Origin of the sequence: Nocardia thailandica NBRC 100428, assembly GCF_000308795.1 — a bacterium.
Taxonomy (GTDB): Bacteria; Actinomycetota; Actinomycetes; order Mycobacteriales; family Mycobacteriaceae; genus Nocardia; species Nocardia thailandica.
The window spans coordinates 1-11,434 of record NZ_BAGK01000065.1; the positions used below are offsets into that span (position 1 = coordinate 1).

11 protein-coding genes are annotated in these 11,434 nt (G+C 73.4%); 8 read left to right on the forward strand and 3 right to left on the reverse strand.

Features of this window, described 5'->3' with window-relative positions; genetic code table 11:
• Window positions 1–187 precede the first annotated feature (187 nt).
• Window positions 188–1,462, forward strand: a complete 1,275-nt coding sequence (hemW, locus tag ON36_RS07030; RefSeq protein ID WP_083884960.1) for a radical SAM family heme chaperone HemW — start codon at window positions 188–190, stop codon at window positions 1,460–1,462.
• Between the two features lie 108 nt (window positions 1,463–1,570).
• Here hemW and ON36_RS07035 read toward each other — a convergent pair whose 3' ends face one another.
• From ON36_RS07035 to ON36_RS07045, 3 genes are all read right to left on the reverse strand, one after another.
• Window positions 1,571–2,326 carry an SDR family oxidoreductase gene (locus ON36_RS07035; protein ID WP_043649247.1) on the reverse strand — a complete coding sequence of 252 codons (756 nt, stop codon included), beginning with the start codon at window positions 2,324–2,326 and terminating at the stop codon, window positions 1,571–1,573.
• Between the two features lie 70 nt (window positions 2,327–2,396).
• Complete coding sequence (locus ON36_RS34590; protein ID WP_043649228.1) at window positions 2,397–4,256, reverse strand: hypothetical protein; 1,860 nt, start codon at window positions 4,254–4,256, stop codon at window positions 2,397–2,399.
• Window positions 4,256–4,624, reverse strand: a complete 369-nt coding sequence (locus tag ON36_RS07045; protein ID WP_043649230.1) for a hypothetical protein — start codon at window positions 4,622–4,624, stop codon at window positions 4,256–4,258. The genes ON36_RS34590 and ON36_RS07045 overlap by 1 nt, the downstream gene beginning before the upstream one ends.
• Window positions 4,625–4,906: 282 nt before the next feature.
• Here ON36_RS07045 and hrcA point away from each other — a divergent pair, with 282 nt between their 5' ends.
• The 7 genes from hrcA to ON36_RS07080 all read left to right on the forward strand — a co-directional run.
• On the forward strand, window positions 4,907–5,941 hold the full coding sequence (hrcA, locus tag ON36_RS07050; protein ID WP_043649250.1) for a heat-inducible transcriptional repressor HrcA: 1,035 nt from the start codon (window positions 4,907–4,909) through the stop codon (window positions 5,939–5,941).
• Window positions 5,942–6,068: 127 nt separating this feature from the next.
• Window positions 6,069–7,226 (forward strand): molecular chaperone DnaJ, encoded by a 1,158-nt coding sequence (gene dnaJ / locus ON36_RS07055; protein WP_043649232.1) that lies wholly within the window; start codon window positions 6,069–6,071, stop codon window positions 7,224–7,226.
• Between the two features lie 6 nt (window positions 7,227–7,232).
• Complete coding sequence (locus ON36_RS07060; RefSeq protein ID WP_043649235.1) at window positions 7,233–7,973, forward strand: 16S rRNA (uracil(1498)-N(3))-methyltransferase; 741 nt, start codon at window positions 7,233–7,235, stop codon at window positions 7,971–7,973.
• 186 nt (window positions 7,974–8,159) lie between these two features.
• Entirely contained in the window at window positions 8,160–9,227 is a 1,068-nt protein-coding gene (locus ON36_RS07065) for a PhoH family protein (protein WP_043649253.1), read from the forward strand.
• A 79-nt stretch (window positions 9,228–9,306) separates the two neighbouring features.
• Window positions 9,307–9,861 carry an rRNA maturation RNase YbeY gene (gene ybeY / locus ON36_RS07070; protein ID WP_043649238.1) on the forward strand — a complete coding sequence of 185 codons (555 nt, stop codon included), beginning with the start codon at window positions 9,307–9,309 and terminating at the stop codon, window positions 9,859–9,861.
• Window positions 9,858–11,180, forward strand: coding sequence for a hemolysin family protein (locus ON36_RS07075; protein WP_052313722.1), 1,323 nt, complete (start codon window positions 9,858–9,860; stop codon window positions 11,178–11,180). Before ybeY ends, ON36_RS07075 begins: the two co-directional genes overlap by 4 nt.
• On the forward strand, window positions 11,173–11,434 hold a 262-nt coding region (locus tag ON36_RS07080; RefSeq protein WP_043649241.1), incomplete at its 3' end, for a cytidine deaminase-like protein. The genes ON36_RS07075 and ON36_RS07080, both read left to right, overlap by 8 nt.

Consider the following 11,434-nt stretch of genomic DNA (forward strand, 5'->3'; position numbering starts at 1 on the left):
TGGCTGGGGGGGGCGTGCAGTGGGCGGCCGCCTTCTGGCCGGGAGGCTGTGGCGGGCGGATGGCACCCGGCCGGGAGGCTGCGGTGGGCGGCCGCCTTCTGGCCGGGAGGCTGCGGCGGGCGGATGGCACCCGGCCGGGAGGCTGCGGTGGGCGGCCGCCTTCTGGCCGGAAGGTCGCGGCGGGCGGATGGCACCTGGCCGGGAGGCCGCGGCGAGTGGGCGGCACACTGGAGGGGTGTCCGCCAGTTCCGCCGCCGTCTCCGTTCCCCTTCCCGGTTCCGCCGCCGGGGAGCAGCCGGTGCTGCGTGATTTCTCCGGCGGGGCGTTCGGGATCTACGTGCACGTCCCGTTCTGCGCCACCCGGTGCGGCTACTGCGACTTCAACACCTACACCGCCGGGGAACTCGGCACGTCGGCGTCGCCGCAGTCCTGGCTCGAGGCCCTGCGCGGCGAGCTCGCCGCGGCGGCCGACCGGTTCGCCGGGCTCGGCTCCGCCGTGCCGCCGGTGTCGACCGTCTTCGTCGGTGGCGGCACACCCTCGCTGCTCGGCGGTGACGGACTGGCCGACGTCCTCGACGCCGTGCGGGCGAATTTCACCCTGACCGGCGACGCCGAGGTCACGACCGAATCCAATCCCGAGTCCACCTCCCCGGAGTTCTTCGCCCGGCTGCGCGCCGCCGGCTACACCCGCGTCTCGCTGGGCATGCAGTCCGCGGCCCGGCACGTGCTGAAGATCCTCGACCGCACCCACACCCCGGGCCGGGCCGTCGCCGCCGCCCGCGAGGCCCGCGCCGCCGGCTTCGACCACGTCAATCTCGACCTCATCTACGGGACGCCGGGCGAGACCGACGCCGACCTCGACGCAAGCCTGGACGCCGTCCTGGCCGCCGGTGTCGACCACGTCTCGGCCTACTCGCTCATCGTCGAGGACGGCACCGCCCTGGCGCGCAAGGTCCGCCGCGGCGAGCTGCCCGCCCCCGACGACGACGTGCTGGCCGCCCGGTACGAGCGCATCGACCGCCGGCTCGCCGAGGCGGGCCTCAGCTGGTACGAGGTGTCGAACTGGGCCGCCGGCGACGCGGCACGGTGCCGTCACAACCTCGGCTACTGGGACGGCGGGGACTGGCTGGGCGCTGGCCCGGGGGCGCACAGCCACGTCGGCGGCGTGCGCTGGTGGAACGTCAAGCACCCGGCCCGCTACGCCGACGCGGTCGCCCGCGGCGGCCTGCCTGCCGCCGGCTGGGAGGCGCTGACCGACGAGGAGCGCTACACCGAACGCGTCATGCTCACCCTGCGGCTGCGCAGCGGCCTGCGCCGGGCCGACCTCGCGCCCGACGCGCGGACCGCGGCGGCCCGTGCCATCGCCGACGGCCTGCTCGTCCCGGCCGGTGACCGGCTGATCCTCACCGACCGCGGCCGGCTCCTGGCCGACGGGGTAGTGCGGGACCTGTTGGTGCCCTAGCGATTCGGTGTCGCCGGATGTCCAGTCACCAGGCGGGGCTGGTCGTGTTCGCGGCGTCCTCGGCCGCGTGCGCGACGGCGCCCTCGCACCGGCGGCGCCGGTCGCCGCTCACGCGACGAACTCGCGGGTCGCGAGCCATTCGTCGAGGGTCGGGCCCGCCAGGATCGCGGTCGGCCCGGGAAGCAGCGCGCCCCCGGCCTGGCGGCCCGCGTCCGGGTCGCCGGACTCGGTGGCTTCGCGCACGATCGCCGGATGTCCGCGCCGGGCGGCGACTTTCGCGCAGGCCTCGGCCAGGTTCCAAACTTCCGGGCCCGCCACCTCGAGCAGTGCCGGGCCGTCGTCGGCGGTGACCAGGTCGGCCAGGTGCTCGGCGACGGTGGCGGCGGCGACCAGCTGGGCGCGGAAGGCCGGGATCGTCGCGGTGTCACCGTCGGTGGTCCACTCGAGCATCATCTCGGTGAACTCGTGGAACTGCGCGGCGCGCAGCACCCGCACCGGCACAGTGCCCGCCCGGTACTGCCGTTCCTGCGCCAGCTTGCCCGCGTAGTGGCCGTCGGTGAACTCGTCGATGCCGATGATGGAGATCACCGCGATCCGGCGCACCCCCGCGTCGGCCGCCGCGGCCGAGACGCGCCGGGCGACGGTACGGAAGAAGTCGACGCAGGCGGCGGTCTCGGTGATGCCCGTGTTGCCCGCGTCGATGACCGCGTCGGCCCCGCGCAGCGCCTCGGACAGCCCGGCGCCGGTGTAGGCGTCGACGCCGCCGGTGCGGGTCAGCGCGACCACGTCGTGGCCCCGCCCGGTGAGGATCTCCGACACCGTGGCCCCGATCCGGCCGGTGGCTCCCAGTACCGCGATACGCATGATGTGCACTCCTTGTCGTTCGGTTCTGCGGGGATGACGACGCGGCGCGCCCCGGTGTGACATCGGTGCCTCAGTCGTCGGCCGCGCCGATGACCCCGCCCTGCACGGTGACCGGAGCCCGGCCGAGGAGTTCCTCGGTATTGCGCGCATGCTGCAGGTAGTCCGGCACGGCGTGCGGTCCCGCGTGCTCCGGGCGCGCCGCCGCAGGCCCGGTGCACCAGGCCGGCGCACTGTGCCAGGGCTGTCTGCCCGCGGGAGCGGCGGCGGCCTGCGGCTGTGCTCCGGGCTGGGCCCCGGTATTCGCGGGGCCCGGAATCGAGCGCCCCGGGCTCCCCGTCGACGCGGGTTCCGGCACGCTCGGCACGCCGGGACGTGGCGAGCCGAATCCCGTTCCGCCGCCGGTGGGCGTGGTGCGGGTCACGGGGGAGCTCGCGCCCGCGTCCCGGCGATCCCGGTCGGGCACCGCGGGAGACCCGCCCGCCGGGCCGTCCGCAGGCACCTCGGCGCCCGGAAACCGGGGAGCCCCGACGCCGATCGGCCCCGAACGGTAGTCGGTCGTCGTTCGCGTGATCGTGGACACCCGTTCCTGCCCGTTCCCTCCGGACGCGCCGGGGGCGGCGAGGTGCCCGCCCGCCGAACTGCCGGTACCGCCACGTCCCGAGCCCGAGCCCGAGCCCGAGCCCGAGCCCGAGCCCGAGCCCGAGCCCGAGCCCGAGCCCGAGCCCGAGCCCGAGCCGGCGCCCGATCTCGGGCCGAGACTCTGTTCGGTCCCTGGGCCGGTTCCGGAACCTGGGCCGATTCCGGAGTCGGTTCCGGTGCCGGTGTGCGAGCGGGACTGCTGGGCGGGCGAATCCTGTTCTGCCGGAACGAGTTGCCGTGATTCGGCATCGCCGGCGGATGGCCCGTCGCTCGAAGGCCGCGTCGCCGCACCGGATTCCGCTTCCGCGTTGCCTGCGCTCGCCGCCGCTGTCGTGATCGCCGGTTCCGGGGACGTCGCCGCGCCCGGAGTGTCCGTGCCGGGCACCGAACCCGGGCTCGCGGGGCCCACCCGGCATTCCCGCCCGTCGTCGGGCGGCCACGGTCCTGCTCCGTGCGCGGCGGCGTCGGTGCGTTGCGGACCGGTACCGGGCACGTCGTCCGGGACGTGCGTGTATTTCGGACCGGTCCGATCGGCACGCGCCGGATCACAGTCCGCCACAGCCTTTTCCGCCGGTCCGGGGTTCTCGAGCCGCGAGCAGTGGTCGCTGACGGAATCCGGCTCGGCGACCACCGGGCCGACGGGGCTCGGTACCTGGGGAATCCGCGCCGCCACCGCCCCGAACGGGGCCACGTAGCGTTGGGCCATGACCTGTCTCGCGGTCTCCTCGGCGTCGTGGGCGGCGATCATCGACGCGGGGTCCGGGCCGGCGAGTCCGGGCAGCGCCGCCCAGCAGCTGTCGACGGCGGTGGTGGCCGCGCCGGAACCGGCGGCAGGGCCCGCGCTTTCGGCGCCGATCACTCCCGCGACAGGCACCGGGGTACCCGCCGCCGAACCGGCGCGGGAGAAGGCCCGGACGGGTTCCCCGACGTCGGTCGGGCAGGGGAGCGCCGCCTTCGTGGCGTGGATCGCCTCGATCGCCTCCTCCACCCGCGCCGACAGCTCCGTCATCACCGGACCCAGCTCCACCGCCTCGCGCACGTAGGCGGTCAGGGCGTGCACGGCCCGATCGGCCGCCGCGCCCGACCAGACCTCGGGCAGGCGCGACAGCACGGTGCCGCGGAAGACCTCGACGGCCCGCTCCCAGTGCTGGGCCACGACGCGCAGTCGCGCCGCCTGATCGGCGGCCGCGGCGGCGTCGAGGGGCGCGAACGCCGCCACGATCTCCGCCAGCCGCCACGAGGTGGTGTTCTCGCCGCCGCCCGGCACGCCCGCCGGGTAGACCACGACCATCACGCGCCCCGGGACATCGCCGACCGCCCGGGCGATTCCAGCCCGCGGAGCGCGGCCGCGCTCGCCGCGTCGACGGCGCACATGCGGTCGCGGACCAGCACGAGTGCTTGCGCGATCTCGCCGGCGATCCGGTCGTGCCCGGCGAGCGCGGCGCCGACCTGGGCGCCGCACTCGCGGAACCGATCGACCACCGTGCGGGCCGAGATCAGCCGTGGCGTGACCTCGCCCAGGCCCCACACCGGCTGACCGGCGATCTCGTCCACGATCTCCCTGGCCGCGCGGGCGGCCCCGGCCAGGAGCGCGCAGGCCCGGTCCAGATCCGCGAATCCCTCCGGCCGCACCAGCACCGCGGCGCCGTCCTCCTGCATGACTACCTCCTCGTCGTCGGCTGACCACACCGACGCTACGTCCGGCCGGGCCCCCGGGCGGCCGCGCCTGCCCGTCCTGTGGACAACCTCGCCCCTGTGGACAACCCGCGCCCCGGATCCGCGCGACCTGCGGCGCGTACGCGCCACCGAGGCGTCGATCGGCGGCGGACAATTAGACTGGACAACGAGACGCTTCGAGGGTTCGCGTGCCACGCTGTGGGATACAGCACCGGCCGGGACGCGGATCAGGAGAAACCCGGCACGATCGAGGAGGTGGGGTCGATGGCGTCGAGTACCGAGGATCGACGGTTCGAGGTCCTGCGCGCGATCGTGGCAGACTACGTCGCGACGAAGGAGCCCATCGGTTCGAAGACCCTGGTCGAGCGGCACAACCTCGGCGTTTCCAGCGCAACCATCCGCAACGACATGGCCGTGCTCGAGGCCGAGGGCTACATCGCCCAGCCGCACACCAGCTCCGGGCGCATCCCCACGGACAAGGGCTACCGCGAGTTCGTCGACCGCATCGCCGAGGTCAAGCCGCTCTCGGGCGCCGAGCGCCGCGCCATCATGGAGTTCCTCGAGTCCGGCGTGGACCTCGACGACGTGCTGCGGCGCGGCGTGCGGCTGCTGGCCCAGCTCACCCGGCAGGTCGCCGTCGTCCAGTACCCGACGGTGTCGGCCTCGACGGTCCGCCACATCGAGGTGGTCGCGCTCAACCCCGCGCGACTGCTCCTGGTGGTCATCACCGACACCGGCCGCGTCGACCAGCGCATCGTCGACCTGGGCGGCGTCCTCGACGAGGAGGATCTGGCCGCGCTGCGCGGCATGCTCGGCGGCGCCATGGACGGCAAGCTGCTCGCGGTGGCCTCCGCCTCGGTGGCCGCGCTGCCCGAACGGGCACCCGCCAAGATCCGCGACGTCCTCGTGCGCGTCGCCACCGTGCTGGTCGAGACGCTGGTCGAGCATCCGGAGGAGCGCCTGGTGCTCGGCGGTACCGCCAACCTCACCCGCAACGCGGCCGACTTCGGCTTCCCCGGGTCCCTGCGCACGGTGCTCGAGGCGCTCGAGGAGCAGGTCATCGTGCTCAAGCTGCTCGCCGCCTCGCAGCAGCCGGGCCGGGTCACGGTGCAGATCGGCGAGGAGACCCAGGTCGAGCAGATGCGCGGCACCTCGGTGGTCTCCACCGGGTACGGCGCGGCCGGCGCGGTGCTCGGCGGCATGGGCGTGCTCGGCCCGACCCGCATGGACTATCCGGGCACCATGGCCTCGGTCGCCACGGTCGCGCGCTACATCGGCGAGGTACTGGCCGAACGGTGATGCCGCCCTGGCTGTTAGGGTCGGGGTTCCGGCCGGTAAAGTTGAGTGCATCCCACTAACGTTTGTGGCGGTGCGCGGCACGGCCCACGGCACCAGGCCCTCGGCAACCAAGGACTAGAGAACTCAAGTGGCACGGGATTACTACGGACTGCTCGGCGTCGGCAAGAACGCCACCGACCAGGAACTCAAGCGCGCTTACCGCAAGCTGGCCCGTGAGCTCCACCCCGACGTCAACCCCGACGAGGCCGCCCAGGCGCGCTTCAAGGAGGTCTCCACCGCCTACGAGGTGCTGACCGACCCCGAGAAGCGGCGGATCGTCGATCTCGGCGGCGACCCGCTCGAAAACGGCGGCGGTGGAGCCGGATTCAGCGGCGCGGGCTTCGGCGGCCTCGGCGACGTGTTCGAGGCGTTCTTCGGCGGCATGAGCGGCCAGGGCGGCGGCGGGGCGCGCAAGCCGCGCGGCCGCGTCCAGCCGGGCGCCGACTCGCTCATCCGCACCCGGCTGAGCCTGGCCGAATGCGCGGTCGGTGTGACCAAGCACCTCACCGTCGACACCGCCATCCTCTGCGACATCTGCCACGGCGCGGGCACCAACGGCAACTCCAAGCCGGTGCGCTGCGAGACCTGCGACGGCGCAGGCGAGGTCCAGTCGGTGCAGCGGTCCTTCCTCGGCCAGGTGCTGACCTCGCGGCCGTGCCCGACCTGCCGCGGCGCGGGCGAGACCATCCCCGATCCCTGCCACAAGTGCGGTGGCGACGGCCGCGTGCGGGCCCGCCGCGAGATCGCCGCGCCGATCCCGGCCGGTGTGGCCAACGGCATGCGGGTGCGCCTGGCGGCCCAGGGCGAGGTCGGCCCCGGTGGCGGCCACGCCGGTGACCTCTACGTCGAGGTCGTCGAGCAGCCGCACGACACCTTCGTCCGCGACGGGGACGACCTGCACTGCACGGTCCGGGTCCCGATGGTCGACGCCGCGCTGGGCACCACCGTCGTGGTCGACACCATCCTCGACGGCCCCACCGAGCTCACCATCAACCCGGGCACCCAGCCGGGCGAGGTCATCCAGCTGCGCGGCCACGGCATGCCCCGGCTGCGCTCCGGCGCGCGCGGCGACCTGCTCGCGCACCTCGACATCGTGGTGCCGACCAAGCTGGACGGCAAGCAGACCGACATGCTGCGCAAGTTCAAGGGCAGCCGGGACAAGGACCGCGCCGAGGTCATGTCGGCCCAGTCCGAGCACAACAGCGGCCTGTTCGCCCGGCTGCGCGCGTCGTTCAGCGGACGCTGACCGGCCGTGGCCGCGACGGTGTTCTACCTCGACGACATCCCGGAGCCGGGTGCGGTCGCGGTGCTCGACGGCCCCGAGGGCAGGCACGCGGCCACGGTGCGGCGCACCCGCGTCGGTGAGGCGATCACCCTGTCCGACGGCCGCGGACTGCTCGCGGACTCCGAGGTCGTCGCGACGGGGAAGGACCGCCTGGACCTGAAGGTCCTCGACCGGCGCACGGCCGCGCCGGTGACCCCGCCGGTGACCGTCGTGCAGGCCCTGCCGAAGTCGGATCGCTCCGAGCTGGCGGTCGAGCTGATGACCGAGGCGGGCGCCGACGTCGTCGTGCCGTGGCAGGCCGCGCGCTGCGTCTCGAACTGGGAGGCCAAGGCCGCCAAGGGCGTGGAGAAGTGGCGGGCCGCCGCCCGCTCGGCCGCCCGCCAGTCGCGGCGGGCCTACATTCCCGAGGTGACCGACCTGCATCGCACGGCCGACGTGCTGACGCTGGTGCGCGAGGCGACCGCGTCGGGCGCCGTGGTGGCGGCCCTGCACGAGTCCGGCGCGGGCCGGTTCACCGAGCTGCCGTTCGCCGGCGCCACCGGGGTCGTGCTGATCGTCGGCCCCGAAGGGGGGCTCGACGACGGCGAGATCGCGGCGCTGACCGGGGCGGGCGCCCGCGCGGTGCTGCTCGGTCCGACCGTGCTGCGCACCTCGACCGCCGCCGCGGTCGCGCTCGGCGCGCTCGGCGCGCTCACCCCGCGCTGGTAACGATCCGTCCCGACCTCGGACAACGCTCCGGTCCCGGTGTCGCGGGCCGCCGGTTATTCACTGTGCGGTGTCGGTGGGCGGCGGTAAACTGGGGTCATCGAACACACAGTCGAGACCGGAAGCAGGCCATAGCCACTTTTGAAGAACACAGGCGAGATCGGCGACCACACCAACCCCGTATCAGGCATCGGCGCAGGCGGTAACGGCGCAGGTCCCGCAGCCAGGACCGTGCGCGCAAGTATCGAACTCGCCCCGGAATCCGTGTTCGGCTTCCTCGGCTCGGCCGATCAGAATCTCCGCGAGCTCGAAGAGCTCCTCTCCGCGGACATCCACGTCCGCGGCAACACCGTCACCATCACCGGCAAGGCGGGCGAGGTCGCCCTGGCCGAGCGGGTGATCGAGCAGCTGGCGGCGCTGACCGGGCGCAACCGGGTGATCACCCCCGAGGCCGTGCGGCACACCGTGTCCATGCTCACGGAGGGCTCCTCGGACTCCCCGGCGGAGGTGCTCAGCCTCGACATCCTGTCGCGGCGCGGCAAGACCATCCGGCCCAAGACGCTGAACCAGAAGCGCTACGTCGACGCCATCGACGCGAACACCATCGTGTTCGGCATCGGCCCGGCCGGTACCGGCAAGACCTATCTCGCGATGGCCAAGGCGGTGCAGGCCCTGCAGTCCAAGCAGGTCACCCGCATCATCCTGACCCGTCCGGCCGTGGAGGCAGGCGAGCGGCTCGGCTTCCTGCCCGGCACGCTGAACGAGAAGATCGACCCGTACCTGCGCCCGCTCTACGACGCGCTGCACGACATGATGGACCCCGAGGCCATCCCCAAGCTGATGGCCGCCGGTGTCATCGAGGTCGCGCCGCTGGCCTACATGCGTGGCCGCAGCCTCAACGACTCGTTCATCATCCTGGACGAGGCGCAGAACACCACGGCCGAGCAGATGAAGATGTTCCTCACCCGGCTCGGCTTCGGTTCGAAGATGGTCGTCACCGGCGACAGCACCCAGGTCGACCTGCCCAACGGGCAGCGGTCCGGCCTGCGCGCGGCGGCGGAGATCCTGACCGGGATCGACGACATCGCCTTCTCCGAGCTGACCAGCGCCGACGTCGTGCGGCACCGGCTGGTGTCCGACATCGTCGACGCCTACGACCGCTACGAGGCCGACGTGCGGGCCTCGACGGTGCCCGGCCCGCACTACCCGGGCAACCGGGCGCAGCGGCGCGCCGCAGGGCGCGCCGAGCGGCGATAGACCCGATCACCCCGCGGCCCGCCCGACACCGGGCGGGCCGCGGGCGGGTCCGGGTCCGGGGTGCCCGTAGGCTGAACGCGTGAGCATCGAGATCGCCAACGAGTCGGGTATGGAGATTCCCGAAGAAGACCTGGTCAGCGTCGCCCGCTTCGTGATCGGGCGGATGGACGTGCACCCGGCGGCCGAACTGTCGATGGTGCTGGTCGATCTCGACACCATGGCCGACCTCCACGTGCGCTGGATGGATCTGCCCGGCCCGACCGACGTCATGTCCTTCCCGATGGACGAGCTCGAGCCCGGCGGCCGCCCGGACAGCCCGGAGCCCGGCCCGTCCATGCTCGGCGACATCGTGCTGTGCCCCGAGTTCGCGATGGGCCAGGCCCAGAAGGCGGGCCACTCGCTCGACCACGAACTCGCCCTGCTGACCGTGCACGGCGTCCTGCACCTGCTCGGCTACGACCACGCCGAGCCGGAGGAGGAGAAGGAGATGTTCGCCCTGCAGGGCCAGCTCCTCGCCGAGTGGTACGAGAGCCTGCGCGAGGAGCAGCTTCGCGCCGAACTCGCCGAACGCGACGCGCGCCTGCTCGGCAAGGCCGGCTTCACCAACCCCGGTGATGCCCTGGGCCCGGCGTGAGTTCGATCGTTCTCATCGCCTGCGCGATCCTGCTGGTCGGGATCGGCGGGTTGTTCGCGGGCATCGACGCCGCCCTCAACACGCTGTCGCGGGCCCGGCTCGACGACATGGTCCGCGACGAACGCACCGGCGCGGCCCGGCTGCGCCGCATCGTCGACGACCGTCCCCGGTATGTGAATCTCACCGTCCTGCTGCGGGTGGTGTGCGAGATCGCGGCCACGGTGGTGCTGGCCGCGGCCCTCATCGGGATCTGGGACCAGACCACCGCGCTGACTGTGACCGGCGTGATCATGGCGGTCGTGTCGTACGTGGCGATCGGCGTCGGCCCGCGCACCCTCGGCCGTCAGCACGCCTACTCGATCGCGCTGGCCGCCGCGGTGCCGCTCCAGATCATCGGCATCGTGCTCAACCCGGTCAGCCGGTTGCTGATCCTGCTCGGCAACGCGATCACCCCGGGTAAGGGATTCCGCAACGGGCCCTTCGCCTCCGAGATCGAGCTGCGCGAGGTCGTCGACATGGCCCGCGAACGCGGCGTGGTCGCCGACGACGAACGCCGCATGATCCAGTCGGTGTTCGAGCTCGGCGACACCACCGCCCGGGCGGTCATGGTGCCGCGCACCGAGATGGTCTGGATCGAGGCGGACAAGACCGCGGCCCAGGCCATGTCGCTGGCGGTGCGGTCCGGGCACTCGCGCATCCCGGTCGTCGGGGAGAACGTCGACGACATCCTCGGCGTGGTGTATCTGAAGGACCTCGTGCCCTACGCCGACCGCAGCCGCAAGGTGACCGTCCGGGAGGCGATGCGCCCGGCGGTGTTCGTCCCCGATTCCAAGCCGCTCGACCTGCTGCTCGACGAGATGCAGCGCCGCCGCAACCACATGGCGCTGCTGGTCGACGAGTACGGCGGCATCGCGGGCCTGGTCACCATCGAGGACGTGCTCGAGGAGATCGTCGGCGAGATCAACGACGAGTACGACACCGACGAGACGCCGCCGATCGAGGATCTCGGCCAGGGCCGCTACCGGGTCTCGGCCCGGCTGAGCGTGGAGGACCTGGGCGAACTGTACGGGCTGGAGATCTCCGACGACGACGTCGATACCGTCGGCGGCCTGCTCGCCCACGAGCTGGGTCGCGTCCCGCTGCCCGGCTCGAAGGTGACCGCGCACGGCCTGGTGCTGCGCGGCGAGGGCGGCGCCGACGCCCGCGGCCGCATGCGGGTCAACACCGTGCTGGTGCGGCGCAAGAAGAACACCGAGGCGCCGGCCACCGCCGATGCGGCCGCCGCCGCGCCCGACGACAACGGAGAACCTGATGACTGAGCTGGACGCCGAAGACAACAAGCTGCTCGTCCTTGCGCGTGGCGCGCTGGGCCGCACCGGCGGCGCGAGCGGTGCCGCCGTCCGCGACACCGACGGTCGCACGTACGCGGCGGGCGAGGTCGCGCTCGACGCGCTGCGGCTGACCGCCCTGCAGGCCGCGGTGGCCGCCGCGATCTCCAGCGGCGCCGAGGGTTTCGAGGCCGCGGTGCTCGTCGGCGGCGAGGCGGCCGACGCGGGGGTGGCCGCGTTGCGCG